22 protein-coding genes and 1 pseudogene are annotated in these 25,966 nt (G+C 47.3%); 13 read left to right on the top strand and 10 right to left on the bottom strand.

Features of this window, described 5'->3' with window-relative positions:
* Positions 1-22: 22 nt before the first annotated feature.
* Positions 23-1,462 carry a dicarboxylate/amino acid:cation symporter gene (locus tag H8S84_RS11405; RefSeq protein WP_187067472.1) on the bottom strand — a complete coding sequence of 480 codons (1,440 nt, stop codon included), beginning with the start codon at positions 1,460-1,462 and terminating at the stop codon, positions 23-25.
* A gap of 288 nt (positions 1,463-1,750) precedes the next feature.
* On the opposite strand from H8S84_RS11405, the gene H8S84_RS11400 reads away from it, so the two are divergent.
* The 4 genes from H8S84_RS11400 to H8S84_RS11385 all read left to right on the top strand — a co-directional run bounded on the left by H8S84_RS11400 (position 1,751) and on the right by H8S84_RS11385 (position 4,932).
* A complete protein-coding gene (locus H8S84_RS11400; RefSeq protein ID WP_187067471.1) occupies positions 1,751-2,740 on the top strand; it encodes an enolase C-terminal domain-like protein in 990 nt (329 codons plus the stop codon).
* Positions 2,741-2,900: 160 nt separating this feature from the next.
* Positions 2,901-3,350 carry a MarR family winged helix-turn-helix transcriptional regulator gene (locus H8S84_RS11395; protein WP_187067470.1) on the top strand — a complete coding sequence of 150 codons (450 nt, stop codon included), beginning with the start codon at positions 2,901-2,903 and terminating at the stop codon, positions 3,348-3,350.
* Positions 3,351-3,396: 46 nt separating this feature from the next.
* On the top strand, positions 3,397-4,047 hold the full coding sequence (locus H8S84_RS11390) for a YceI family protein (RefSeq protein ID WP_187067469.1): 651 nt from the start codon (positions 3,397-3,399) through the stop codon (positions 4,045-4,047).
* Positions 4,048-4,167: 120 nt separating this feature from the next.
* The gene (locus H8S84_RS11385; protein ID WP_187067468.1) at positions 4,168-4,932 is read left to right on the top strand and encodes a DUF6503 family protein; all 765 of its coding nucleotides are present in this window, start codon (positions 4,168-4,170) and stop codon (positions 4,930-4,932) included.
* 49 nt (positions 4,933-4,981) lie between these two features.
* Here the strand turns inward: H8S84_RS11385 and H8S84_RS11380 are convergent, their stop codons facing one another.
* From H8S84_RS11380 to H8S84_RS11370, 3 genes are all read right to left on the bottom strand, one after another.
* A complete protein-coding gene (locus tag H8S84_RS11380; RefSeq protein ID WP_187067467.1) occupies positions 4,982-5,527 on the bottom strand; it encodes a hypothetical protein in 546 nt (181 codons plus the stop codon).
* Positions 5,528-5,530: 3 nt separating this feature from the next.
* Entirely contained in the window at positions 5,531-6,142 is a 612-nt protein-coding gene (locus tag H8S84_RS19990; RefSeq protein ID WP_222621647.1) for a hypothetical protein, read from the bottom strand.
* A 102-nt stretch (positions 6,143-6,244) separates the two neighbouring features.
* Positions 6,245-8,407 carry a S9 family peptidase gene (locus H8S84_RS11370; RefSeq protein ID WP_187067466.1) on the bottom strand — a complete coding sequence of 721 codons (2,163 nt, stop codon included), beginning with the start codon at positions 8,405-8,407 and terminating at the stop codon, positions 6,245-6,247.
* A gap of 256 nt (positions 8,408-8,663) precedes the next feature.
* Here H8S84_RS11370 and H8S84_RS11365 point away from each other — a divergent pair, with 256 nt between their 5' ends.
* The 6 genes from H8S84_RS11365 (at position 8,664) to H8S84_RS11340 (ending at position 14,008) form a co-directional block, all read left to right on the top strand.
* Positions 8,664-8,951: an ATP-dependent Clp protease adaptor ClpS gene (locus H8S84_RS11365; RefSeq protein WP_187067465.1), complete on the top strand. Its 288-nt coding sequence runs from the start codon at positions 8,664-8,666 to the stop codon at positions 8,949-8,951.
* Positions 8,952-8,964: 13 nt separating this feature from the next.
* Complete coding sequence (gene recR, locus H8S84_RS11360; protein ID WP_187067464.1) at positions 8,965-9,573, top strand: recombination mediator RecR; 609 nt, start codon at positions 8,965-8,967, stop codon at positions 9,571-9,573.
* A gap of 225 nt (positions 9,574-9,798) precedes the next feature.
* Positions 9,799-9,969: a hypothetical protein gene (locus tag H8S84_RS11355; RefSeq protein ID WP_187067463.1), complete on the top strand. Its 171-nt coding sequence runs from the start codon at positions 9,799-9,801 to the stop codon at positions 9,967-9,969.
* A gap of 25 nt (positions 9,970-9,994) precedes the next feature.
* Positions 9,995-11,209, top strand: coding sequence for a pyridoxal phosphate-dependent aminotransferase (locus tag H8S84_RS11350; RefSeq protein ID WP_187067462.1), 1,215 nt, complete (start codon positions 9,995-9,997; stop codon positions 11,207-11,209).
* A complete protein-coding gene (locus H8S84_RS11345) occupies positions 11,209-12,228 on the top strand; it encodes a bifunctional heptose 7-phosphate kinase/heptose 1-phosphate adenyltransferase (protein WP_187067461.1) in 1,020 nt (339 codons plus the stop codon). Before H8S84_RS11350 ends, H8S84_RS11345 begins: the two co-directional genes overlap by 1 nt.
* Positions 12,209-14,008 (top strand): TrkH family potassium uptake protein, encoded by a 1,800-nt coding sequence (locus H8S84_RS11340; protein WP_187067460.1) that lies wholly within the window; start codon positions 12,209-12,211, stop codon positions 14,006-14,008. Before H8S84_RS11345 ends, H8S84_RS11340 begins: the two co-directional genes overlap by 20 nt.
* A gap of 74 nt (positions 14,009-14,082) precedes the next feature.
* Here the strand turns inward: H8S84_RS11340 and hemE are convergent, their stop codons facing one another.
* From hemE to H8S84_RS11325, 3 genes and pseudogenes are all read right to left on the bottom strand, one after another.
* A complete protein-coding gene (gene hemE / locus H8S84_RS11335; protein ID WP_187067459.1) occupies positions 14,083-15,123 on the bottom strand; it encodes a uroporphyrinogen decarboxylase in 1,041 nt (346 codons plus the stop codon).
* Positions 15,124-15,210: 87 nt separating this feature from the next.
* A pseudogene (locus H8S84_RS11330) lies at positions 15,211-15,758 on the bottom strand (MarC family protein).
* 350 nt (positions 15,759-16,108) lie between these two features.
* Positions 16,109-16,753 carry a MarC family NAAT transporter gene (locus H8S84_RS11325; RefSeq protein WP_230407150.1) on the bottom strand — a complete coding sequence of 215 codons (645 nt, stop codon included), beginning with the start codon at positions 16,751-16,753 and terminating at the stop codon, positions 16,109-16,111.
* Between the two features lie 129 nt (positions 16,754-16,882).
* Between H8S84_RS11325 and H8S84_RS11320 the strand changes: the two genes are divergently transcribed.
* Entirely contained in the window at positions 16,883-18,013 is a 1,131-nt protein-coding gene (locus tag H8S84_RS11320; protein WP_187067458.1) for a 5-(carboxyamino)imidazole ribonucleotide synthase, read from the top strand.
* Between the two features lie 3 nt (positions 18,014-18,016).
* Positions 18,017-18,541: a 5-(carboxyamino)imidazole ribonucleotide mutase gene (purE, locus tag H8S84_RS11315; RefSeq protein ID WP_187067457.1), complete on the top strand. Its 525-nt coding sequence runs from the start codon at positions 18,017-18,019 to the stop codon at positions 18,539-18,541.
* 60 nt (positions 18,542-18,601) lie between these two features.
* On the opposite strand, the gene H8S84_RS11310 is transcribed toward purE, so the two are convergent.
* From H8S84_RS11310 to H8S84_RS11300, 3 genes are all read right to left on the bottom strand, one after another.
* The gene (locus H8S84_RS11310; protein WP_187067456.1) at positions 18,602-19,312 is read right to left on the bottom strand and encodes a hypothetical protein; all 711 of its coding nucleotides are present in this window, start codon (positions 19,310-19,312) and stop codon (positions 18,602-18,604) included.
* Between the two features lie 110 nt (positions 19,313-19,422).
* A complete protein-coding gene (dnaK, locus tag H8S84_RS11305) occupies positions 19,423-21,354 on the bottom strand; it encodes a molecular chaperone DnaK (RefSeq protein WP_187067455.1) in 1,932 nt (643 codons plus the stop codon).
* Positions 21,355-22,106: 752 nt separating this feature from the next.
* Complete coding sequence (locus H8S84_RS11300) at positions 22,107-25,040, bottom strand: WD40/YVTN/BNR-like repeat-containing protein (RefSeq protein WP_187067454.1); 2,934 nt, start codon at positions 25,038-25,040, stop codon at positions 22,107-22,109.
* Positions 25,041-25,239: 199 nt separating this feature from the next.
* Here H8S84_RS11300 and H8S84_RS11295 point away from each other — a divergent pair, with 199 nt between their 5' ends.
* Complete coding sequence (locus H8S84_RS11295) at positions 25,240-25,935, top strand: SGNH/GDSL hydrolase family protein (RefSeq protein ID WP_187067453.1); 696 nt, start codon at positions 25,240-25,242, stop codon at positions 25,933-25,935.
* Positions 25,936-25,966 lie beyond the last annotated feature (31 nt).

The raw sequence follows: 25,966 nt of genomic DNA, 5'->3' as shown, positions 1-25,966 counted from the left end.
TCTTTTAATGAAAAGTATAAGCTTAAACTAGTTCAGCTTCTCTCTCTTCTGTTGCAGGAGTTTCTACTGCCAACTCAGGGTTAGTTGTATCTACCAGGCCAATTTCAGGAGTCGGGTTAAATTCACCCTCCCAGCGTGCTACTACGGCAGTTGCAAGGCAGTTACCGGTTACGTTTACAGAAGTACGGGCCATGTCCATCAGTTCATCAATACCAAGTATGGCAAACACTGGCCAAACAGGCAAATCGAAAGAGGCAACAGTGCCTAGAAGTATAACTAACGATGCACGCGGCACACCGGCAACACCTTTACTTGTCAGCATCAGGGTAAACACCATAACTAATTGTTGCTCCCAACTAAGCGGAATACCAGCCGCCTGCGCCACGAAAACAGAGGCAAGGGCTAAGTATAAAGTAGTACCATCCAGGTTAAAGCTATAGCCGGTTGGCATTACGAAGGCAACAATTTTACGCGGCACACCCAGTTTCTCCATTTCTTCCATAGCGCGTGGCAGGGCAGCCTCAGAGCTTGTTGTGGCAAAGGCAATTGAAACCGGACCAGAAATCGCCTGTAGGAAACGTTTGATTGGAACGCGTGCAATAAGGGCAACCGGAAGTAATACTAGAAGCACGAAGGCGATAAGCGCCACATAAAGGGTAGCAAGCAGTTGGAACAGATTTACAAGAATACCCAGACCCATATGACCCACTGTGTAAGCAATAGCAGCACCTACACCCACAGGCGCAAAGTACATAATGATGTTCGTGAACTTGAACATGGTTTCAGAAAGGCTCTCGCAGAAATCCAGCATCGGCTTGCGCTTTTTCTCTGTTACCATGGCAAGACCAATTGCAAACAGCACACTGAATACCACAATCTGCAGTACCTGTCCTTCGGCTATGGATTTAGCCACGTTCTCCGGGAACACGTGAAGTATAATATCAGAGGCAGATTGTTTGGCTACAGGGGCAATTTCATCGTTCACTTCGGCTAGGTTCATGCTGATGCCTTCGCCGGCTTTGCTAATGTTGATCGCAGCCAAACCAATGAATAGGGCAAGTGTTGTTACAATCTCAAAGTATACGATGGCTTTCCACCCCATACTTCCTACCTGCTTCAGGTTAGAATGGCCGGCAATACCTACCACCAGTGTGGCGAAAATAAGCGGCGCGATAATGGTCTTGATCATTTTCAGGAAGACCTTGCTGAGCACGTTCAGGTTCGTGGCAAAGCTTGGGAAGTCATATCCGATCTCAGCTCCCAACACCATACTTATCAGGATCCAGGTAGTAAGAGAGCGCTTTTGCACCCCGTACATCAACAGAACGCCTATGCCTGCCCAACGCACAGCCATCAGCAAATCAGCCGATAAAGAGATAATATTATACTGTTGCAGTACAGTAAGGATGGCCGCTATAGTAATGGTTACCAGCGTAGCCAGGGGTAAAAAAGATTTTTTCATAAAAAAACAGTATGGGCAGGGTGGCAAAGCTGCGACTGCCGGGTAAAGCGCTATTGTAGCCGGACCTTTCAGAGAGCATTGGTTAAACAAAACTGCCGTAGGTGCACACCTCTAATAACTTAGCAAATATAGGAGCAAAATGTACACTAGCAAATAGCTGCCATACCTATTCACAAACTAAATTTAATGGCTTAACCCGGCAGGCAAGGTGAGCAGCTAAAATTGTATTGTTTGGGTAGTTTTTCTGTGGCCAAACACGTATGCAAGTATAATTTACATTTGAGATGTATGCTAACATGGCACATAGAGGCGCTGCACCTGACACTAAAGTATAACACCAAGGTAGCGGGTTGCTCCGGTCAGGAGAGGATCAACTTTCTGGTGCAGGTGTCGGATGGTACATTAAACGGTTTTGGAGAGGCTGCTCCGCAACTCAGGTTCGGAGAAACGCCAGAGCTTTTGCTGCAGCAGTACAAGGTGCTGCTGATGGCGGGACTGGCGCAGGTAAAAGATATGGACGACCTGCTGCAACTGCTCCTGGAGCATCAGCCTGTCAGTTCGCTTCGCTTTGCCGTGGAGGCGGCTTACCTACACTACTTCTGCCAGGTGCACAGCATACCTGTAAACCAATTGCTGGGGCAACGCCCACCGCACCAGCAGCCTACCTGCATTTCGCTGCCGGCGATGGAGCCGGAGCAAGCCTTAACATTTATGCAGGAGCAGCGTGTAAACCGGTTTTGCTGCCTTAAATTAAGAGTTACACCAGATACCGACACAGAACTTGTAAACCAGGTGCTGCATACTTCAGAGCGGCCCCTAATGCTGGAGGGCAGCGAAAGCTGGAATGACCCCGATAAGCTTCTGTCTTTTCTTAAATCCCTGGACAGTGACCGCGTAGTTTCTATAGAGCAACCCATGCCTGCTTCTATGGGGTATGCTTATGCCCATATCAAAAACCAGACACCTATCCCCATTATTGCAGATGAATCCGTAACTGATGTAGCAGATTTTGAGCTACTGCGTGAGGAGTTTCATGGGGTAAACATTAAGTTGATGAAAGCCGGAGGTTACCTGAACGCGGTGCGCCTGCTGCGCCTTGCCCGCAAGTATGGCCTCATGACCATGATCGGATCGATGGTGGAAACCTCTTTGGGTATTTGGTGCGCCATGCAACTGAGCAGTGGCTTCGACTTTGCAAACCTGGACGGGTTCTTGATGTTAACCGAAGAACCCTTTAAGCTGGTAAAAGAGCAGAACGGCATCCTCTACCTCAAATAGCCACAGCAGCTTTTTGCCCGCAATTAAAACTAATCCTTATCTTTAGGGTTTGGTAATTATTTAAATTTTTGAAACTTTTTTAAATGAATTCTGTTGATGTGTTTGTACATTAAATGTATGTACATATATTTGCATCAGCATTATGATAGACTTTAATTCTATGAAGATTGAAGACGAGATAAAGCAGAAAGCTTTTAAAAGCGCGCACCAGAAGGCTTTTATCAATGTGGTGTATACCTCGGGATGGCTACAGCAGCAGCAGGCTGCATTTTTTAAGCCGTTCGGAGTTACGCTCCCGCAGTTTAATATCCTGCGCATTTTAAGAGGGCAGCATCCGGAGCCGGCAACAATTAGCCTCCTGATTGAGCGCATGTTGGATAAAACTTCTAATGCATCAAGAATAGTGGATAAGCTGGAGCTAAAAGGTTTGGTTACACGCAAGCAGTGCCCCGCCGACCGCAGAACAGTGGATGTACTTATCACTGACAAAGGGTTGGATTTGCTAAAGCAAATGGAAGGCAAAGAAGGCGGCGAAGTAACCGGCATTAAAAACCTTACTGAAGAGGAGGCTATGCAACTCAGCAATCTGCTGGATAAGGTCAGGGGATAACAATACAGAATTTAAATAATTACCATTATAATAGTAAAGTATAGATATGAAAAAGTTAGTAATTCTTGCATCATTGGCTTCAGCTGTAATGTTTGCGGCTACAGCTGGTACTACTCCAAAAGCTACTGCAACCACTGAGGTGGCTGCTCCTGCTAAGGCACGTACCTTTAAAGTTGACGTTGCGAAAAGCGACCTGAAGTGGCATGCTAAAAAAGTGACCGGTGAGCACATGGGTACTATCGGCCTGAAGAGCGGCCAGATGCTGATAGATGGCAATAAAGTAACTGGCGGTACTTTCGTGATCGACATGAACTCTATCGCTTGTACTGACATTAAAGACGCAGAGTACAATCAGAAGCTTGTAGGCCACCTGAAGTCTGACGATTTCTTCAGCGTAGAGAAGCATGGTACAGCTACTTTCAAGATCACAGGTGTTAAGCCAATAGCAAAAGCTGCTGCTGGCCAGCCAAACCATACTGTAACCGGCGACTTAACAATCAAAGGTATCACGAACCAGGTCAGCTTCCCGGCTACAATCACTGTTAAAAACGGTGTAGCGTCTGCTAAAGGTGATGTAACGATTAACCGCGCCAAGTATGACGTGCGTTACGGCTCTAACAGCTTCTTCGATAACCTGGGCGACAAAGCTATCTACGATGATTTTGTTGTAACACTTGATGTAACTGCAAAGCAGTAATAAAGAGAGCATAGCTCAGATATAAAGTATAAAAAGCCGCTGCAGGGTTAAACCTGTAGCGGCTTTTGTTTATTATTGGCACTGGCTTTTATACCTTTGGCCTTTACAGCTATTAAACCGATGAAACATCTAAAGACCCTGCTTTATACTTCGTTTATACTTGCCATACTTTTCCTGAGTGCCTGTGAAAAAAAGGAAACACCGGATACACAGCAGCTAGTGGACCAGGCTATTGCAGCGCATGGCGGACAGAATCTTGATAAAGCCGTTGTTACCTTTAAGTTTAGAGACAGACAGTACCGTGCACTCCGCGATCAGGGCGCTTACGTTTACAGCCGCACCTTCACCGACGACTCTACAGGCCAGCGCATGCACGATGTAATGAGCAACAGCGGCTTTAAGCGGACTGCCAATGATGTGGAGGTAGAACTGCCAGAGGAACGACAGCAGGCTTTCACTTCTTCTATAAACAGTGTGGTATACTTTGCGTTGCTGCCATACTTCCTGAACGATGCTGCTGTGCAAAAGGAGTATTTAGGAGAAGCAACCTTAAAGGGCGAGCCCTACCACAAAATTAAAGTTACGTTTGCCCAGGAAGGCGGCGGCGAAGACTATGAGGATGAATACGTGTATTGGTTCCATCAGAAAAACCACACCATGGATTACCTGGCCTACAGCTTTAAGGAAGAAGACGGTTCCAGAGGCACCCGCTTCCGGGAGGCTGTTAATCCAAGAAAAGTTGGAGACGTTCTGTTTCAGGATTACATCAACTATACTTCAAAAGAAAAATTCCCGCTGCAGAACTTCGATAAGGCTTTTGAGGCTGGCAAGCTGGAGAAAGTGTCGGAGATAAACCTGGAGGATGTGAAGGTTAGTAAGCTGTAGAATTCTGAATAGGCTACACCAGCAAGATATCTAATCTGTGGATCAATACTTACTCCACTTCGAACTCCTGTGGCAAAGTAACCGGCAATGGCTTTTTACGGCTATGCATCTGCTCTAAAAACTCATCCAGCTCAGATTTATACTCCAGATGGTAATCTTCGTGGAGGTTTTTGCGGATGAGCTGCATGGTGCGCAGCAGCAATCGGGCAGTGGCAGTATAAAAGCCTTTGTAGTAACTGTCGAACTGGCCGGTGAAGTTGCTGAAGATAAGGCGCAGCGTATAGAGGTGAAGGTCTACTTCTGCTTTCTGGTCTTTGGTGATGCGTTTAAAGCGGGCAATCTCTTTTATCGCTTTTCGCAGCGCCTTTGCCAAAGCTTTTGTAAGGCTGCGGCCGGTGGCGTGTATCAGCAATTCATGAATTTTATCAGCGCTTTGCTCATATACCTCTTCCAGCGTAACCTCTTCTAGTATTTCATAGGAAAGCAGATCGTAGAGCTCGGCATCGCGGCGGGCAGCTTTTAAGATGATGGCTTCTTTTTCTTTGTCGCTTAGCTTTTTAACTGCCTGGCGAAAGGCCGATGATACTGCGGGCATACGTTAGTCAGAAAGTTTTTGTAGATCCAGCAGGTCTTGCTGCCGGGCTGTAGCCTGTTTATTTTGTTTCAGGTCGTCGAGGCTGATAAAGTTAGCCATCGTATCACCAAACGGAATTACGGACTTTCTGTTCCAGCACGCACTAAACTCGACCCCGGCTAAGCCAGTAGCTACATCGATTCTGTTGGGAGGGTAACCAAACTGCACCACAATCTCAGGAGTAGTTAGGTCTTCCAGGTTTACGTCCTGTTCAGAGTAACCTATCTGCTTAAGGGCCTTAAGCACACTTTGTGCATTCTCCGGTGTGGGGTTTATCCAGACATCAATATCGCCTGTGTAGCGCGGGTAGCCGTAAAGCGCTACTGCAAATCCGCCTGCAACCATGTACTCTGCCTGGCAGGCATTTAACTCTTTAACGAAATCTTCAAAAATGTTTGTCAGCTCCATCTTTACTAGTAGTCTATACTGGTTTCGCAGCTGTTGCAGGGCAGCCAGACGGGCCGCCGGAGGCTGAGAAAGCCAATACGTATTATCAGTATTGCTGTCCGACAGTTGTTTTTTACTAACCGCTCTGCTTGCCGGGTGGGGCAGAGGGGAGCTTGCTTTTTTGTTCATGTCGATCCGTTTCTGAGGCTGTTAAAAAGCCTACGGTAAAAAGCAGCTAAAGGTATAAAGAGCCGCTCCGTTAAAGAGCGGCTCTCTGCAAAAGTATGAATTTTAAAGGTTTTCGTCAAAATACTGGGTCACTTTACGCATCAGGTGCACGCGGTCTTTGCCTCGTACATTGTGCGGATGGCCCGGGTAAACGAAGTAATCTAACAGTATTCCATTGTCTACAGCTGTCTTTATATACTGCAGGCTGTGCTGCCATACTACCACATCGTCTACAGTGCCATGGATCATCAGGAGCTTGCCCTTCAGGTTAGAAACATAGTTAAGCAGGCTGGCAGCTTTATAGCCTTCCGGGTTCTGCTCCGGCGTGTCCATGTAGCGTTCGGTGTACATTACCTCATAGAACTTCCAGTCGATAACCGGGCCGCCTGCTATGCCAACCTTAAACACGTCTGGCGTGCGCGTCATCAGGGAAGTGGTCATGAAGCCACCATAGCTCCAGCCATGCACGCCAAGGCGATTTGCATCTACGTAAGGCAATGATTTCAGGTATTCTACACCTTTCAGCTGGTCGGCCATTTCCGGTGTGCCCATCTGGCGGAACATGGCCTGCTCAAACGCAAGACCTCTGTTGCCGGAGCCGCGCGAGTCTAAAGTAAATACCACGTATCCTTTTTGTGCCATTAGATGCATCCAAAGGTTAGCACCTGCCAGCCAGCTATCCGTTACCAGCTGCACATGCGGTCCACCATATACATACACCACCACCGGGTATTTTTTGCTCTTGTCCATGTTCGGCGGTGTGATCATGCGGCCATAAAGCACCGTTCCGTCTTCTGCCTTAAGAGTAACTATACTTGTCTCGCCTAGTTTATAGGCTGTAAGCGGGTTCTTGGCAGTTAAAAGCGTTTGTGTTACTTTGCCGTCGTTGTTCAGTATCGCTATTTTGCGCGGAACATCACGGCTGCTAAAGTTGTCGATAATATAATTCCCATCAGGGCTGAGGTTGGCTATGTGCGTGCCTTTACCCTGCGACAGTTTTTTGCTTTTGCCGTTGTTGAGGTTTACGCTGTAAATATGGCGCTCCAGCGGGCTTTCGGCAGTGGAAGTATAGTATAGCTCATCACCTTTTTTGTTAAAGCCAAGTACTTCTGTAACCATCCAGTTGCCTTTGGTCAGCTGGCGGATTTGCTTGCCGTTGGTGTCGTACAAGTATAAATGGTCGAAGCCGGTGCGCTCGCTCACCCAAACAAACCTATTGTCTTTGCCCGGTGCAAAGTATAAACCGTGCTCCGGCTCCACATACTTCTCGTGCTTCTCCTCAAAAAGCGTTTTTACAAAGTTACCTGTAGCGGCATCGTACTGGTTCAGCTTCATGTGGTTCTGGTCACGGTTAAGCACAGCCACATACAGTTGCTTACCATCCGTGCTCCAGGTAATGTTTGTGAGATACTGCTCTGCCGGCTCGCCTGTTTTAAGGTAAGTGATGGCTTTGGTGTCGAGGTTGTAGATACCCACAGTTGCATGATGGCTTTTGCCTCCGGCCATCGGATATTTTATGGCATTTTGCTTTGCCGGAAGCGGGGCAACGTCTACCAAGGGGTAATCAGTTACCATGCCCTGGTCCATGCGATAAAAGGCCAGCTGCTTGCCGTTTGGCGACCAGAATGTACCTTTGGTAATGCCGAACTCTGAACGGTGCGCAGCCTGTCCGTATACCAATGCCACCGTGCCATCCGTAGAAACAGCCACATCTGGTGCACCCGGTGCAGACACATACAGATTATAATCTTTGGTGTAGGCTATGCGCTTTAAGGTTGGGTCCAGTTCCGTGTTTTCGGCAGCTGCATCATACTTTGTTACAGCCTCTGCTTTGCCAGTTTTCAGGTTGTAGTGGTAAACAGTGTACTGCGTGTTCAGTACCATGGTGTTGGCGTCAGCCCACTGTACCTGCGGAAAACTATTTAACTTTTTTGCGCCGGCACCTTCAAGTGCACTGCTTAGTTTGCTCAGGGCAAGCAGCTCGCTTTCTTTGCCTCCTGCTGCATTGCCGCGCATCAGCACCTGCTCGCCGTTGTTTTGCTTGATGTAAGTATAGTCGTCGGAGCCTACCATCCAGGTTAACTGGCGCAGGTTTTCCGGCTGAAGCGCCGGGTTAATGATGGCGTCTTCCATGGTCAGCATTTTGTCCTGGGCCTGTGCCTGCAGAGACGCAGCCACGAGCACGAACAAGAAAGCAAACCTTTTTAGTTGGTTAGATATGATCATTTAGCTTGAGGGTTTGAATATTAGCGTTTACAACATGCAAGAAAGCACGAATATGCTTAGATAGCAAAAAATGGGCCCTTTCAGCACCTGTGCCATCGCATTAACCACACCTGAATTACTTTACAATGTAAGGAATTATACCCCCTGCAGGATTGTTTATAATTATGCCTTTTGCAAGTAGAGGCACCGCCGGCAGAAACGGTTTATACTTAGGGTATTGCTTCGTTAAGTGCATTGTTTTACGTATTTTTGTGCTATGAATTGGGAGACAGATATTTTACATAAGGAAGATTTTGATGTTGCCTTACTGGAGGAAACGACAGACCTGCGCAACCTGGTAGTTTACAACGATGATGTGAACACGTTTGACCACGTGATCGAGACGTTGATTAAAGTATGCGGCCACACAGCAGAGCAGGCAGAGCAATGCACGATGCTTATTCACTATAAAGGTAAATGCACGGTTAAAGTAGGGTCTTTTGACGAGCTGAAAGGCATGTGCACCGCCTTGCACCAAAAAGAACTGTCGGCGGACATTGAATAGTTTAGGAGGTTAAATGAATTTTCCGTCGAAGTTAATTGAGAATGCCGTGGAAGAGCTGGCAAAGCTACCCGGCATAGGAAGAAAAACTGCGCTCCGTCTGGCACTGCACCTGCTCAAGGAAGAGTCGGAGGAAAGCTTCTCTCTGGCTGAGGCCATTGTGAAGATGCGCACTGAAGTAAAGCACTGCAAACAGTGCCATAACATTTCTGATACCGAGATCTGTAGTATTTGCGCTAACCCGCTCCGCGACAGAAGCCTGTTGTGCGTTGTTAGTGATATCCGTGATGTAATTGCAATTGAGAACACATCGCAGTATAAAGGTTTGTACCATGTACTAGGTGGCGTTATTTCCCCAATCGAGGGTATTGGCCCATCAGATTTGCACATAGACTCACTGCTGGAGCGCCTGCCTAATTCAGAGGTAAAGGAGCTATTGTTAGCCATCAGCCCAACTATGGAAGGCGATACCACTGCTTTTTACCTCACACGTAAGCTCCGCGACCACAATGTACGCATTACCACTATCGCACGCGGTGTGCCGGTAGGCGGAGAGTTGGAGTATACCGATGAAGTAACCCTTGGCCGAAGTATAGTAGAGCGTACTGTTTACGGCAAAGTATAAAGTATAAGCTAAGAAGCTTTTGAGAAAGGTGCAGTTGTAAGGCTGCACCTTTTTGTTTTCTGGTATACCGGGTCCACCACCCCTGGCCCCTCCTTATCCAAGGCGGGGAGCTTTTACTTACTACTCCTCCTTCCCTTCTTGTTGAAACCGTCCTTCTTTATTATTACCCTTTTAAGTAAAATAATATTAAAAGAGAGGTTAAGCAGTTGCCACAGAGCTTATACTTTGGAAGTATTAACAGCATTATTCCCCGCCTTGGATAAGGAGGGGCCAGGGGTGGTTGGACCCGGTACTGAGATTAAATCAACACTGGCTTTAGCCAACACTTTTACTCCATTCCCAACCCAAAACAAAGCTTCGGTTGTTTTTCTGGAAAGTCTGTGGCTTTATGAGTAAATTGCCGGCTTAATTACAACTACTTATGCACGAACTCGAAGAGGTAAATACCATACTTTCAGATAGAATCTCTGCTTTGTCGGAGTCACAGACTATTGCCATGGCCAAAAAAGCACGTGAGCTGGCGGCACAAGGGCATGATGTGATCAACCTGAGCTTTGGCGAACCTGATTTCCAGACGCCGCAATACATAAAAGATGCTGCCAAACAGGCTATTGATGAGGGCTTTACTTTTTACACACCGGTAGCTGGTTACCCAGAGCTACGCCAGGAGATCGCCAAGAAATTTAAGCGTGATAATAACCTGGACTTTGCTCCGGAGAACATTGTGGTATCAACTGGTGCCAAGCAAAGTATAGCCAATGCGGTGCTGTGCCTAGTAAATCCTGGAGATGAAGTAATTATTTTCTCGCCTTACTGGGTATCGTATGAGGAGATCGTGAAGTTGGCAGAAGGTACGCCGGTGCCATTGATGGGCCGCCTTGAGAACGACTACAAAGTAACAGCAGAGCAACTGGAGAAAGCGATCACGTCTAACACAAAGCTGATCATGTATTCTTCACCATGCAACCCGACAGGTGCTGTGTTCAGCAAAGAGGAGTTGGAAGAGATTGGTAAGGTGCTGGAGAAGCATCCAAACGTATATGTTATTGCTGATGAGATCTATGAGTACATCAACTTTGAAGGCAAGCATGCAAGTATAGCCAGCATCGAATCTGTTCGTGACAGAGTAATCACTATCAACGGATTTTCTAAAGGCTACGCTATGACGGGCTGGCGCGTTGGTTACCTGGCAGCGCACAAAGATATTGCCGCTGCCTGCGATAAAATGCAGAGCCAAATTACTTCCGGTACCTGCTCCATTGCCCAGAAAGCAGCTGCTGCTGCATTAAAAGGTGGCAATGAGTCTTCGCTGGAGATGGCAGAGGCATATCGTCGCCGTCGCAGCTTGGTGCTGGACCTGATGCAGGACATCCCGGGTTTTAAAACCTATGTGCCTTCTGGTGCCTTTTATATTTTCCCGGAAGTAAGCGCGTACTTCGGCAAGAGCTACGATGGCAAAGTGATCAACTCTGCACTTGACCTAAGCATGTTTATCCTGATGGATGCGCATGTGGCAGTAGTTAGCGGAGAGGCTTTCGGAGCTCCGCAGTGTATTCGTTTTTCTTATGCCACTTCCGATGAGAAATTGGTTGAGGCGCTACGCCGCATTAAAAACAGCCTGGCAAAACTTCAGTAATGAATCAGATCAATAATATAGAAGAACTGTTTTCTGCCTTTGATAAGCTTACAGTTCTGATAGTAGGGGATGTGATGATTGACTCCTATCTGTGGGGTAAATCTACACGCATTTCGCCGGAAGCACCTGTGCCGATTGTAAACGTTGTAAAGCGGGAAAAACGCCTGGGTGGCGCTGCCAACGTGGCGCTAAACATTCAGGCATTGGGAGCTACGCCGCTGCTTTGCTCTGTTATCGGCGACGACCAGGATGGTGCTGACTACATCCGGTTAATGGAAGATAAAGGACTTTCTACGGAAGGCATTGTACAGAGCCCGGAGCGGGTAACTACCATCAAGCACCGTATTATTGCAGGCGCACAGCAACTGCTGCGCGTTGACTCCGAGATAGAGCACAACCTGGTAGAGCACGAAGAACGCCATCTGGAAGAACGTTTTATACAGCTGTTGGAAAAGGCTGATGTAGTGATTTTTGAAGACTATGACAAAGGCGTATTCTCCGAAGCCAACATAAAACGCTTTATAGAACTGGCCAACGAGCAGAGTATCCCAAGTGTGGTAGATCCTAAAAAGAAGAACTTCTTAAGCTTTGTGGGTTGCACGCTTTTCAAACCAAACCTGAAAGAGCTGCGCGAAGGACTTAAAGTTGACTTCGCCGACGAAAACCTGCATGCTTTTGAAAGTGCCGTAGCTACTTTGCAGAAATCTTTGCAAACCGAGCAGGTATTGGTAACCCTTTCAGAAAGAGGTGTATTTATAGCCGACGGCAACGAAAAAACTTACATTGAAGCGCATCGCAGAGCCATTTCAGATGTGTCTGGTGCAGGAGATACGGTAATAAGTATAGCTGCACTGTGTATGGCGTTGGGTACATCTCCGCAGTTTCTGGCGGGCCTTAGCAACCTGGGCGGAGGCTTAGTGTGCGAACAAGTAGGGGTGGTACCAGTAGATAAAAAGCGCCTGTTTGAGGAGGCTAAACATATCCAGCTTTTCGAAAAGCATGAATACAGAAACGCTTAACCGCATACTTTACGGCAGTAAGCTAACAGCCTACGCCATTATGCGCCGCACTACCTATGTGATGGCGTTCCTGGCAGTAGGCCTGCTTATCTATGCCCACGGTGTGGTAGAAAGCCCAGTAAGGTTACATAACCTGTACTATGCCATCGATGGTATACTTGCCATCTTTGTTATTATCTACTTCCTGCGCATACTTTATGCTTTTGAGCGGGTAAAGTTCCTGAAACGCACCTGGTTTGAAGGGATGCTGATGGCCATTGTATTCATAAACCAGGTGGGTACCTACATGCTGGGTATACCTGTGGTGTACAATGTGTTCGAAAGTATAGGTATTCCGCTTTCTGTGGAGCTGTACCGGGTAATGGTATCGCTGTACATGCTGGTGCTGCTGATCGTAGAGTTGCTCGAAACAAGGGTGCACCTGAAGGCAGTACAGATCAAACCTTCCATCACGTTCCTGCTAAGCTTTGTCTTTCTTGTTTTGCTGGGTACAGGCCTTTTTATGCTACCCAAAATGACGAATGCGCCGGAGGGGATGCGTTTTATTGATGCCTTGTTCATGGCTACCAGCGCCTCCTGCGTAACCGGTCTTGCAGTTGTTGATCCGGGTACTTACTTCACGTTTGGCGGGCAGGTGGTGTTGCTGATGCTCATACAAATGGGTGGTTTGGGTATTCTAACCTTTGCCACGTTCTTTGCCTCGCTTATGCGCCAGGGAGTGGGAGTAAGGCAGCACGTAGCCATGCACGAGTTGCTGGAGAGTGAGTCGCTTTACTCTACAAAAGGCCTGCTTCAAAAGCTTATTTTCCTGACTTTTACCATAGAGGCTATCGGGGCTGCCGTTATTTTCGCATCCTGGGGGCCATCGGCAGAATTTCAGAATCTGGGCACAAAGCTGTTCTACTCAATTTTCCACTCCGTGTCTGCGTTCTGTAATGCCGGGTTCTCACTTTACCCGATGGGGCTTTATACAGAGCCGGTAAGATTCGCCTATGTGTTGCACCTGGTGGTGGCTATGCTTATCATCTTTGGGGGTATCGGTTTCCCTACCATACTGGATGTGCTGTCGCCGAAAGCTATGCGGGAACGCTTAAATGCTCCCTGGAAGAACTGGAAGATGCTTTCACGGATAACCATTTATACTTCTGCGGCTCTTATCTTTTTAGGTACAGTAGGCTTTTTCCTGTTGGAGTACTACAACACACTGTCTGAGTTAAACTTTGCGGAGGCACTGGTTACTTCATTCTTTCAATCCGTAACAACCCGAACAGCAGGTTTTAATAGTGTAGACATATCCGCACTTAATGTGCCTACGCTGCTGATGTTCATCTTCTTGATGTTTATAGGTGGCTCGCCGGGGTCAACAGCCGGTGGTATAAAAACGACAACGTTTACAGTTATACTTATCTCGGTGCTGGCCACCATCCGGAACAAGCGCAATATGGAAATTGGGCACCGCACTATTCCGCACTATGTGTCTTACAAGGCTTTCTCCATTTTCACGTTCGCGGCAGTGCTTAATATCTTCTTCATATTTGTGCTATCTATTACTGATGCGCAGTTTGATATTATGCGTCTTGCCTTTGAACAGGTGTCGGCATTTGCTACAGTTGGACTAAGTACAGGTATAACAGCAGGTTTGTCTGATGGAGGAAAGTCTGTTATTATCATGTCGATGTACATTGGTAGGGTAGGTACGCTAACCCTGGCCCTTGCACTTAGTACCAAAGCGCCATCTATTAACCATAGATATCCTGATACGCATCTGGCAGTGGGATAAAAGGTGTAAGTATAAAAAAGGAGGGCCTGCTAAAGTATAGCAGGCCCTCCTTTTTTATATGCAGCCGGTAAAAGCTATTTGTTCATGGTGTGGCTGTATTCCTTCACCGTCTGTACAAAGCATTTTACTTTTTCAGGGTCTGTGTCCGGGTAAACGCCGTGGCCCAGGTTGGCAATGTGGCGGTAAGGGCCAAACTCCTTTAGCATGTTTTTCGTCTCACGCTCAATGGTCTCGAACGAGCTGTAGAGCAGGCATGGGTCCATGTTGCCTTGCAGCGTTTTATTTGGTCCTACATCTTTGCGCGACTTTGCTATATCCATGTTCCAGTCAAGGCCAATGGTTTCGCAGTTGAGTTTGCTAAAGTCTTCCAGTGCAAAGAAAGCGCCTTTGGCAAACACCGTTACAGGCACTTCGTTAATAGCATCGCAAATCTCAGAGATGTAAGGCAAAGCAAACTCACGGTAATGCGCCGGAGAAAGTATACCTGCCCACGAGTCAAAAATCTGGATAAGATTGGCGCCTGCTTCTACCTGTGCTTTTAAGTAGGCAGTAGTAGTATCGGTTATCATGCGCAGCAACTGGTGTGCTAATGTTGGGTTGGTGTACAACATGCCACGCGCCTGCGAAAACGTTTTGGAGCCGCTGCCTTCTACCATGTAGGCAAGTATGGTCCAGGGTGCACCGGCAAAGCCAATTAGCGGCACACGTCCGTTTAGTGCTCTTTTAGTTACTTTAATAGCTTCCAGCACGTAGTTCAGATGCTCGTGCGGGTCGGCAACGCGCAGTTGCTTCAGATCTTCTTCGTTTCGAACAGTTTTTGGGAACAATGGTCCGCGTTTTTCAACCATCTCGTAAGTACAACCCATTGCCTCCGGCACCACCAGGATGTCAGAGAAAATAATGGCAGCGTCCACATCCAGAATATCCACTGGCTGAATGGTAACCTCTGCGGCCAGTTCAGGTGTTTCTACAAGCTCTTTAAAGCCACTCAGGCTGTTGCGTACTGCTCTGTACTCTGGTAAAATTCGCCCTGCCTGGCGCATTAGCCAAACCGGGGTGCGCTCTACCACCTCGCCTTTGGCAGCTCTGATAAGAAGATCGTTTTTTAATTGCATGGCGCAAAGATAAGACAAAATTGCCGATAGTCAGAAGATGATTGTTGTCATCAATAGTCTGGCTGAACGCTAGTAGCGGGTAGAAAGTTAGCTGTTAAGTAAAGAAAGTATGCCCGTAGAAATAAAGTTTACGCCAATAGAAAGCACGATAAAGCCCATGATACGCGACAAGGCCGACAGGCCGGACTTACCCATATACGACACCAACTGGTGAGAAAAAGTTAGGATAACAAAGGAGGCGGCGGCTACAAGTATAATAGCAAGTATAATGAGGCTTAAACCAGTATAGGAGAGGGTGCTGGAGTACATGCCTATACTTACCGCTATAGAGCCGGGTCCCGAGAGCATTGGCATGGCCAGTGGCGTAAACGAGATATCCTCTTTCTGCAGGCCCTCCCGCAGCACTCCCTTCGACATTCTTTTGCCGCGATGGGCCTTGCTGGTTAGCAACTCAAAACCTGCACGCATGATCATCAGACCACCTGCAATGCGAATATCCGATAACCTGATGCCAAAGAAGTTAAGCAAATACTGCCCGGCAAGGAAGAACACAGAGAGTATAAGTGCCATGTAAGGGCTTGTTCGTTGCGGCTGGCAGGGGAGCCGTCGTGGGTAAGGGTGAGAAAAACCGGCATTGCGCCAAAAGGGTTTACCACCGTAAAGAGCGCCGAGAAAGTGGCCAGTAAGATTTCCATAGTTTTATGCTGTACTCGCCGGCAAAAGTATAGCCTTACTGTTATCTGTGGGTTAAGCTGCTGTTGTGGATTGGTTAAATATGTCGTGAATAATTTGTAGGAACAGGTCGCGACCTGTCCTAATCGTGCATGAATCATTGTCCGAATCAGGATTTGCGGGATGGACCAGAATTTTCATGATTAACATGAATGTTATAGATATTCTGCCATATCAAAGGCCCTTACTTCTTTTACAGACCATAGCTCGGACAGGTCGCGACCTGTCCCTACGAAGGGTGATTATTCTTTTATTACCGCTCTGTAAAGAACAGTGCAAACAGGGCAGAGACGATGAAATTAACTCCAATGGAAAGCACTATAAAGCCCATAATTCTGGAGAGGGCTGCCAGGCCGGATTTACCCATATAGCGGGTAAGCTGGTGCGAGAAGCGCAGAATAATATAGCTTACGATTGCCAGCATAATGATCCCGATAAGTATAAAAACCATGTCGAGGTAAGACAGGGAAGTAGTAAACAATCCTATACTTATCGCAATGGCACCCGGACCAGAGAGCATGGGCATGGCAAGCGGCGTAAACGAAATGTCTTCTTTCTGCTGCCCTTCCTCTACTACTTCCGGGGATATTTTCTTTTTATTGGCGCCAGGCGTTAACAAGTCGAAACCTGCTCGCATGATCATCAGACCACCGGCAATACGTAGGTCGTGGATGCGGATGCCAAAGAAGTTGAGCACATACTGCCCTGCCAGAAAAAAAACTGCCAGAATTCCCACCATATATAGACATGCCTTCAGCGCCTGTTGGTTGCGGCTGGCTGGTGTATCGTCTTGGGTAAGAGTAAGAAACACCGGCATGGCCCCAAAGGGATTAACTACAGAGAACAGGGCAGAAAAAGTGGCAAGTATGATTTCCATGAAAGCGTTTGTGGTGAGCAAAGTATAGCCTTAAATATAGGTTTTAATAGATGTAAATCAAAAGCTTTGTTGCTAAAGCCGGGTTTTTGAAGCCGTTTTAAAGTATAATCCTTATTTTTGATGAACGATCACCTCAAACAAATCATACCTATGAAAGGAGAAGTAAAACTGGGCATACTAGGCGGAGGCCAGCTTGGCCGAATGCTGATGCAGGCCGGGCTTGATTTTAACCTTTACACCTTAGTGCTTGACCCCGATGAGAACGCACCCTGCAAAGACATCTGCAACGAGTTTTATGTGGGCAGTTTCCGCGACTTTGAAACGGTGTATGAGTTCGGGAAGAACTGCGATATCATTACGATTGAGATAGAGCACGTAAACGCCGATGCGCTGGAAAAACTGGAGCAGGAGGGGGTTAAAGTATATCCTGATGCCCAGACAGTACGAACCATCCAGGACAAAGGACTACAGAAAGAGTTCTACAAGAAACATAACATCCCTACCTCGGATTTCCTGATCTTAAAAGACAAGGCAGAACTGGAGGATAACCTGCACTTTTTACCCGCCTTTCAGAAATTGCGCCGAGAAGGCTATGATGGCCGAGGAGTAAAAAGATTGGGAGGTGTAGCAGATACGCTGGATGCTTTTGAAGAGCCTTCGGTGCTGGAGAAGCTGGTTACTTTTGAGAAGGAGATCTCGGTGATCGTGGCGCGTAATGAAAGCGGCGAGGTAACGGCTTTCCCGGTGGTGGAGCTGAGCTTTCATCCGGAGCACAACCTGGTAGATTCACTTTTTGCACCTGCCAATGTGCCTTACAAACTACAGCGCCTGGCCATTGAGATTGCCACTCGTGTAATCGAAAGCTTTAATATGGTGGGTATACTTGCCGTGGAGATGTTCCTGACAAAAGATGGACAGATACTGGTAAATGAAGTGGCGCCGCGTCCGCATAACAGTGGGCATCATACTATAAAGGCAAATTATACTTCGCAGTACGAGCAGCACCTGCGTGCTATACTTAACCTGCCCCTGGGCTCTACCGAAATTCAAAGCGCTGCCGTTATGCTGAACCTTTTAGGCGAGCCTGGCTACGACGGCGAGGCAAGGTATGAAGGCCTGCAGGAAGCCTTGGCTGTACCGGGAGTTTACATCCACCTGTACGGTAAAAAGTATACCCGCCCTGCCCGCAAAATGGGGCACATCACGGTGCTGGGTAAAGATGTAGAAGAGGCGCAGGAGCGTGCCGAACAAGTTAAAAACGTAATCAAAGTAAAAGCATAAATCATGGCCGATCAAACTTCAACGCAACCCTTAGTTGGCATCATCATGGGCAGCCAGTCCGACCTTAAAGTAATGGACGCTGCCGCCGAAGTTCTGGAGACTTTAGGCGTACCTTACGAGCTTACCATTGTCTCAGCGCACCGCACGCCGCACCGCATGTTCGAGTATGCTGAGAACGCCAAAAAGCGTGGCCTGAAAGTGATTATAGCCGGAGCCGGAGGCGCTGCGCATTTGCCGGGTATGGTGGCTTCTATCACTACTTTGCCTGTGATTGGCGTGCCGGTAAAATCGAGCAACTCTATCGATGGCTGGGATTCTGTGCTGTCTATACTTCAGATGCCGGGTGGTGTTCCTGTGGCTACTGTTGCTTTGGATGGTGCACTGAATGCTGGTATACTTGCTGCGCAGATAATTGGAACATCAAACGCTGCTGTAGCTGATAAACTGGATAAGTATAAAACCGGCCTGAAGGATAAGGTAATGCGCTCTGTGGAGGAGCTGAAAAGAGGGGACAGAGATCTGGACTAAGTATAGTAGTATAAAACAAACAGGGCCACCTAAAAAGTGGCCCTGTTTGTTTTAGCAGCATTAGAAATAAAAGCTGGCTCCAAATCTTGAGTTAGCTAAACTTAAGTCGAAATCTAAATTCTTTGCCTGCTCTGCCCCGTCCGGTAGTCTGCTGTCGTCCAGGCCATGGTTATAGTATAGAACACTTGTTTTAAGCTCAAGGCCAAACCGTGGCTTCAGGAAGTAAACCAGGCCCAGAGACGTTACCGCTCTCACAGAAAGTGCTTCATTTTTCGAATCACTGTAGCTTTTTGCAGTAGGAGTGCCAGAAGGGTTAGAATAACCTCCGGGGCTATAGTAATAAGATTCAGAATTACTTTTGGTTTCAGCAGCCTGAAAGTATAATCCTGCCTGTGCTTCGCCGAAAGCTGATAGTTTACTGGTTAAGGGATGGTAATACCGCACCTGCGGACCTAAAAACCATGTCTTTAGCTTAGTTTCGGCAGCGCTATAGAAATTAGTGTAGCCAGTGCCGCTATTAATTGGCGCAGACTTTTGGCCTGTCTCTATGGTGCCACGGGTATTCTCTGCCGCTAAACCCAAAGCCCATCGTTCCTTAAGCAGGTAGTTTATACTTGTACTTAGCTGCAAAGATGTGGACTTCGAAAACTGGTTTTCTTTATGGTAGCTGCCACCTGCACTTGCTGTAACAAAAAAGGATTTGCCAGTATCCTGTGCGCTGGCTTCTGCAAGTATAAAAGTGCAGCAGGCAAGTAGTATAAGTCGTTTCATAAAAAGGGTAGATATTTTGTTTACACTATGTTAGCTAATTCCAAGCAAACAAAAAAATCCCCTGCCGAAATCTCGACAGGGGATTTATACTTTATACTTAAAGCTTCAGCTTATTTATTGCCGTCTACTTCTTCGTAATCTACATCGGTTACGCCGCTATCATCAGCCTGCTGCTGACCACCTGGCTGGCCGTTGCCACCAGCTGCGCCTGCACCTGCATCAGCTCCCTGACCCTGTGTAGCGTTGTACATCTCCTGAGAGGCTGCACTCCATGCATTGTTCAGGTTCTCGATAGCTTTGTCGATACCAGCCACGTCTTTAGAACCGTGTGCAGTTTTAAGCTCAGTCAATGCATTCTCAATATTAGACTTGTTGCCTGCAGATAACTTATCGCCATACTCTTTCAGCTGCTTTTCAGTCTGGAAGATCATAGAGTCGGCTGTGTTCAGCTTCTCAATCTCCTCCTTCGCTTTCTTATCAGCTTCTGCATTAGCTTCTGCCTCCTGGCGCATCTTCTCAATTTCCTGCTCGCTCAGACCAGAAGAAGCCTCGATACGGATCTTCTGCTCTTTGCCTGTAGCCTTATCGCGTGCTGTTACATGCAAGATACCGTTGGCGTCGATGTCGAATGTTACCTCGATCTGAGGAACACCGCGTGGCGCTGGCGGAATATCTGACAAGTGGAAGCGGCCGATGGTACGGTTATCTTTCGCCATTGGGCGCTCACCCTGCAACACGTGGATCTCTACAGACGGCTGGTTGTCAGATGCCGTAGAGAAAGTCTCAGACTTTTTAGTAGGGATCGTTGTGTTAGACTCAATCAACTTAGTCATCACACCTCCCATAGTCTCGATACCAAGAGAAAGCGGCGTTACGTCAAGAAGAAGTACGTCTTTAACTTCACCTGTCAATACACCACCCTGAATCGCAGCACCTACTGCTACAACCTCATCCGGGTTAACACCTTTAGATGGCTTTTTGCCGAAGAACTTCTCAACTTCTTCCTGCACTTTAGGGATACGCGTAGAACCACCTACCAAGATCACCTCATCGATGTCTGAAGTAGAAAGGCCTGCATCCTGAAGCGCTTTCTTGCAAGGCTCCATAGAGCGACGGATCAAGTCGTCAGTCAGCTGCTCAAATTTAGAGCGAGTCAGTTTGCGCACTAAGTGCTTCGGAACACCGTCAACCGGCATTATGTATGGCAGGTTGATCTCTGTTTCGTTAGAAGAAGAAAGCTCGATCTTTGCTTTCTCAGCAGCTTCTTTCAAACGCTGCAGCGCCATTGGGTCTTTACGCAGGTCTACGCCTTCGTCGTTTTTAAACTCCTCTGCCAGCCAGTTAATGATCTTAGCGTCGAAGTCGTCACCACCAAGGTGCGTGTCACCATTCGTAGAAAGTACCTCAAACACACCATCGCCAAGCTCAAGTATGGAGATATCAAACGTACCACCGCCAAGGTCGAACACTGCGATCTTCTGATCTTTGTGCTTTTTATCCAAGCCATAAGCAAGTGCTGCTGCTGTTGGCTCGTTTATGATACGCTTCACCTCAAGGCCTGCAATCTGGCCGGCCTCTTTTGTAGCCTGACGCTGTGCGTCGTTAAAGTAAGCAGGTACGGTAATTACCGCCTCTGTTACTGTTGTACCCAGGTAATCTTCTGCAGTAGCCTTCATTTTCTGAAGTACCATAGCAGAGATCTCCTGTGGCGTATATTCTCTGTCGCCGATCTGAACACGCACGGTGTTATTGCTACCCTGCTGTACCTTGTAAGATACCTGCTTTGCCTCTTCGCTAACTTCGTTGTAGCTGTGGCCCATAAAGCGCTTGATAGAAGCAATTGTGTTCTGCGGGTTCGTTATCGCCTGACGTTTAGCCGGGTCACCTACTTTACGCTCGCCGTTTCCGTTATCCAGGAAAGCAACGATAGACGGAGTAGTTCTGCGGCCTTCGCTGTTTGGTATAACCACCGGCTCGTTACCTTCCATTACGGCAACGCAAGAGTTGGTTGTACCTAAGTCAATACCTATTATTTTTCCCATTCTATAGTTTTATTATATAGTTCCTCAATTCAATTTTTCTGTTGCCAGTAGTATAACAACCCTTGTGCCAAGGGTGAATCGTGCCATTTTTTATGTCATTCTGTCACAACACTGGTTCGTATACCCTGAGTTTGTCTGAATTACACCAGACGTTTACAGGGTAATGCGACATTATTACAAGGCAACATCTTGGGGTTTACTCTGAGCCAGGTAAGTGTGTTGCTATTAAGTGATGATGATATGGTGAAGGGCCTAAAATAAGGGGTGGCGGCTCAGGTGTAAAGTAGTTCAGTCTGAAAGCGGATTTGTTACATAACTAGTCATATCCATACTTCGAAGGGATGCTTCCTCAGGTTTCCTATTTATACCTACGCTACGTTTGGCCTTTTGTAGGGACAGGTCGTGACCTGTCCGAACGACGGCTTTAGCCACATAGCTATAGCAGTTACTAAACCTGAAATAGCATTGAAATCATTGAATAACCTGGGGAGTGATGTAGCAATGGCTGTTCATAGCCAAAACACGGACAGGTCGCGACCTGTCCCTACGAAATAATTTAAAAAATTTAATTATCTAACCAAAATTACGTTTACCTACCCTCCCAAGAAGGGAGTTTCGCATAATAGTAATGATTCCCCTCTTGGGAGGGGTAGGGGTGAGTTTACACCAACTGAAAACTATTCACGACAGGTTACAACAAAAAGAGGCAGCCATAACAGCTGCCTCTTCTCAATAGTTTAACCAAGTATAATTTATCCTCTGCTTCTTCTCTCAGGAGCTTTCAAGGTAAATTCCTGCGTCTTCTTAACGCCATTGCTTTCTACCTCCACGGTATACTTGCCCGGCTGCAGGTAAATTACCTTGTTATCGGCAGGAGCTACTTTTATACTTTCAGTACCTTCTTTTTTGCCTGTGTTCAGAGCGGTCTCATAAACTCTGGAATTAGCCTCATCTACAGACAGATTGTAGCTTACATAGTTCAAGCCTTTTTCGCTTTCGTCTTTAAACTCTTTCAGCACCTGGCCTTTGTCGGTTTTAATGCGGATGGTGGTGTTACCGGCTGCTGAGGTATAGAATGGCACTACCAGTTCCGGCTCCATCACCTCGCCCCAGGCACCCCACTTGCTGCCCCAACGATCACTGTAGTTAACAGGCTTAAAGGCAAATAGGTGCAGTTTCTCCTGCATCAGCTCTGGTGTAAGTTGCTGCAGGTGATCAACTGGCGCAATGTAGATGGAACGGCCATGAGTACCTACTACTAAGTCGTTCTCACGTGGGTGTACCACCACGTCGTGGACAGAAACAGCTGGCATGCCATTGCTCATGGCCATAAACGTTTTGCCTCTATCTAAAGAGAGGTATAAACCGTGATCGGTGCCCACATACAACAGGTTCGGATTCTTCGGATCTTCTTTTACCACGTTGATGGCTTCCATAGGAAGATTGCCGCCGATGCGCTCCCATTTCTTACCATTGTCTTCACTCACGTACAGGTATGGCGTAAAATCATCGTAGCGGTAGCCGTTAAGTGAAGCATAAACGCGGTCTTGCTTATGCGCCGAAGCTACAACAGTAGATACCCACAGGTTCTGCGGTAATTTATCAGAGATGCGCGTCCAGGTATAACCACCGTCCTTTGAATGCTGAATCACACCGTCATCAGAGCCAGTGTATAGCAACCCAAAACGCAGCGGCGACTCGTCTATACTTGTAAGGGTGCCGTAGCCTACATCACCTTTGCGGCCGCCGTTAGTCAGGTCACCAGACAAAGTTTCCATGTCCTCGCCCTTTTTCATGGAGCGGTGGAATTTGTTGGAGCCAAAGTATAAAATGTCCTGGTTGTGGCGGCTCAGGTGGATAGGAGATTCCCAGTTAAAGCGAAGTGGTGTCTCACCCAGTTTGTGTGTTGGTTTGATGAAAGTACGCTCGCCGGTTGCTTTGTTCAGGCGCGTATAGTTGCCGTATTGTGAACCATAGTACACAATGTTATTGTCGCGCCAGTCTACCTGCACCATCATGCCGTCGCCACCACCAATACGCTCGTACGGGTACTTTCCACGGCTTGTCCAGTCGAGGCTATACTTATAGTTGCTTGGTCCCATCCATGTGCCGTTGTCTTGTAAACCGCCATACACGTTGTAAGGCTTGGCCATATCCACGGCAACAGAGTAGAACTGACCTACCGATGGGTTGTTGGCGTAGAACCAGGTTTTGCCATCGTCATAGGTAATGTTGATACCGCCGTCGTTGCCGTTAATCAGGTAACCTGGTTTGTCAGGGCTTACCCATAGCGCCTGGTGGTCGGAGTGTACGTTCTCGCCTTCGATGTTGCGGAACGTTTTACCACCGTCGTCAGAAGTAAGCAATGGCACACCCAGAATATAGATCTTATCAGGATTTAACGGAGACACGCGCACCACACCAAAGTAGTAGCCGTAGCTGGAGTACATGTCGTTGATGAAGCTGTCGTGGGTTTTCTTCCAGGTTTTGCCGCCATCATCGGTGCGATATACTTCAGCGCCTTTCACCTCAGTGGCGTAACGCTCTGCAGTTGGATCGGTCAGGTAATCGTAAAGGGCTGCTGGTTTTAGCTCACCACTCTTTACCTGTGCCTTTAAGCTTTTGGCAGTGATTTCTCTCGGGAAACGGTTCTGGTCCAGGAATTCATTCAGGCTCTTGTCATCCAGTTTTAGGAAAGCCTCTGCTGTCATGCCTTTGAACAGATCGTTGTCGAGCATCTCCGGCTGATTCGCTTTTTTCTCGGCTGGCCGGCGGTCATAATTATCAACCAAGGCATAGATAATGTTCGGGTTGCCCGGGTACAGGCTCAGACCAATACGCCCCACATTCTCGTTGTCGGGGAAGCCGCTGCTGGCAGTACTAATATCCGTCCAAGTATTACCGCCGTCTGTAGATTTGTGAATGCCGGAAGACTTGCCGCCTTCTACAAAGTTCCAGGCGCGGCGCTCACGGTGCCAGAAGGCAGCATATACATTGTTAGGGTTTTTCGGGTCTACCTGCAAATCGATAGCGCCGGTGTTGTCGTCGATGTACAGCGTCTTCTTCCAGGTTTTGCCACCGTCGGTAGTTTTAAACACGCCGCGTTCTTTGTTTGGCGAGTATAGGTGGCCAAGTGCTGCTACCCACACAGTATTAGGATCAGTCGGGTGAATGAGAACTTTACCAATATGATGTGTATCATCAAGGCCCATATGCTGCCACGTTTTGCCCCCGTCGGTGCTCTTATAAACACCTACCCCTGAATAAGAAGAACGGCTGGAGTTACTCTCGCCGGTACCTATCCAGATGGTTTCATTATTGTTCCAGTCTACTGCAATATCGCCTATGGTCATCACGGCCTGCTCATCGAAAAGCGGCTCAAACGACTGTCCGTTATTGGTAGTTTTCCAGAGTCCGCCAGAGGCATAGGCAGCATAAAATACAGTCGGGTCTTTAGGCGAAACTTCCAGGTCAGTGATGCGGCCACTCATTACGGTTGGGCCAACGTTGCGAAGCTTTAAGTTAGAGGCTAAGGAAGCCTGCTCCAGTTGCTGCCTCTTCTGTTGAGCCTGCAGCCTTTCACTGGCGGGTGTAGCATTAGGTTGCTTTGATGACGATTTCTGCGCCTGCACAGCACATCCCGAAAGGGCAATCAACATCGCAACCGAAAGTATACGTTTTTGCATGGTAGGGTTTAGATCAGTTTGTGTGTCTAAATCTAAGGATTTGTGCGTGAATTTGGAAGGGGAGAGGCAAGTTTACAGTTAGAATGATATTGACTGGTAATGCAGACGCTGTTATGATTGGCTCGATTCCTGCTAATTGGTAATAGTAATAGTAGTTGGTTTGCTATGACAATAACATATGATGAATAATATTTCGCTTATGAAACAAAGGTTCTATACTTTGTTCTTGCTTGTGCCGCTTTTCTTGTTTGGATGCAAAGAAGATACACCGGCGCCAGCCATAGATACAGATCATACCTACACTTATCTTGCCCTCGGGGATTCTTATACTATCGGTGAAAGTGTGGCTGAGGCAGATCGTTGGGGTGTATTGTTAGCGGGCCTTTTGCGTGAAAGTGGAGTAGATGTTGGGAATCCTTATACCATTGCCCGTACCGGCTGGACTACCTCAGAACTTAGCAGTGCCATCAGAAAGGAAGGGCTGAAACAGCAATTCGATTTGGTATCGTTAATGATTGGTGTGAATAATCAGTACAGGAAGCAAAGTATAAGCACCTACCGCTCCGAGTTCAGAGAACTGTTGCAGACATCAATTAGTCTGGCTAAAGGAGATCCTTCAAATGTTATTGTGCTATCTATACCTAACTGGGCTGCAACGCCATATGGCAGCAATTTTAATAGAGAGCAGATAACTGAAGAAATTGCGGCTTTTAATGCGGTAGCCGCCGATGAAGCACAGAAGGCAGATGTTACTTTTGTTAACATCACATCCTTTTCTGAGAAAGCAGCAGAAGATAGAAGCTTGGTAGCTAGTGATGGACTGCACTACTCCGGAAAGATGCACCTGGAATGGGCAAAGCTAGCTTTTCCAGAGGCACAAAATGCATTGAAATAGAAAAACAGCAGAGGTTTGTTAACTGATAGTT

Origin of the sequence: Pontibacter cellulosilyticus, from assembly GCF_014306105.1 — a bacterium.
GTDB lineage: Bacteria > Bacteroidota > Bacteroidia > Cytophagales > Hymenobacteraceae > Pontibacter > Pontibacter cellulosilyticus.
Note: the sequence above shows the minus strand (reverse complement) of the source record. Positions and strands in the feature narration are given on the sequence as shown.

Coding starts and splice junctions, on each gene's coding strand:
- H8S84_RS11385 (WP_187067468.1), top strand. CDS start 4,168: ATGAAACATCTAAAGACCCTGCTTTATACTTCGTTTATACTTGCCATA.
- dnaK (WP_187067455.1), bottom strand. CDS start 21,354: ATGGGAAAAATAATAGGTATTGACTTAGGTACAACCAACTCTTGCGTT.
- H8S84_RS11380 (WP_187067467.1), bottom strand. CDS start 5,527: ATGCCCGCAGTATCATCGGCCTTTCGCCAGGCAGTTAAAAAGCTAAGC.
- H8S84_RS11340 (WP_187067460.1), top strand. CDS start 12,209: ATGAATACAGAAACGCTTAACCGCATACTTTACGGCAGTAAGCTAACA.
- purE (WP_187067457.1), top strand. CDS start 18,017: ATGGCCGATCAAACTTCAACGCAACCCTTAGTTGGCATCATCATGGGC.
- H8S84_RS19990 (WP_222621647.1), bottom strand. CDS start 6,142: ATGAACAAAAAAGCAAGCTCCCCTCTGCCCCACCCGGCAAGCAGAGCG.
- H8S84_RS11350 (WP_187067462.1), top strand. CDS start 9,995: ATGCACGAACTCGAAGAGGTAAATACCATACTTTCAGATAGAATCTCT.
- H8S84_RS11295 (WP_187067453.1), top strand. CDS start 25,240: ATGAAACAAAGGTTCTATACTTTGTTCTTGCTTGTGCCGCTTTTCTTG.
- H8S84_RS11345 (WP_187067461.1), top strand. CDS start 11,209: ATGAATCAGATCAATAATATAGAAGAACTGTTTTCTGCCTTTGATAAG.
- H8S84_RS11300 (WP_187067454.1), bottom strand. CDS start 25,040: ATGCAAAAACGTATACTTTCGGTTGCGATGTTGATTGCCCTTTCGGGA.
- H8S84_RS11365 (WP_187067465.1), top strand. CDS start 8,664: ATGAATTGGGAGACAGATATTTTACATAAGGAAGATTTTGATGTTGCC.
- recR (WP_187067464.1), top strand. CDS start 8,965: ATGAATTTTCCGTCGAAGTTAATTGAGAATGCCGTGGAAGAGCTGGCA.
- hemE (WP_187067459.1), bottom strand. CDS start 15,123: ATGCAATTAAAAAACGATCTTCTTATCAGAGCTGCCAAAGGCGAGGTG.
- H8S84_RS11320 (WP_187067458.1), top strand. CDS start 16,883: ATGAAAGGAGAAGTAAAACTGGGCATACTAGGCGGAGGCCAGCTTGGC.
- H8S84_RS11370 (WP_187067466.1), bottom strand. CDS start 8,407: ATGATCATATCTAACCAACTAAAAAGGTTTGCTTTCTTGTTCGTGCTC.
- H8S84_RS11405 (WP_187067472.1), bottom strand. CDS start 1,462: ATGAAAAAATCTTTTTTACCCCTGGCTACGCTGGTAACCATTACTATA.
- H8S84_RS11310 (WP_187067456.1), bottom strand. CDS start 19,312: ATGAAACGACTTATACTACTTGCCTGCTGCACTTTTATACTTGCAGAA.
- H8S84_RS11400 (WP_187067471.1), top strand. CDS start 1,751: ATGCTAACATGGCACATAGAGGCGCTGCACCTGACACTAAAGTATAAC.
- H8S84_RS11390 (WP_187067469.1), top strand. CDS start 3,397: ATGAAAAAGTTAGTAATTCTTGCATCATTGGCTTCAGCTGTAATGTTT.
- H8S84_RS11395 (WP_187067470.1), top strand. CDS start 2,901: ATGAAGATTGAAGACGAGATAAAGCAGAAAGCTTTTAAAAGCGCGCAC.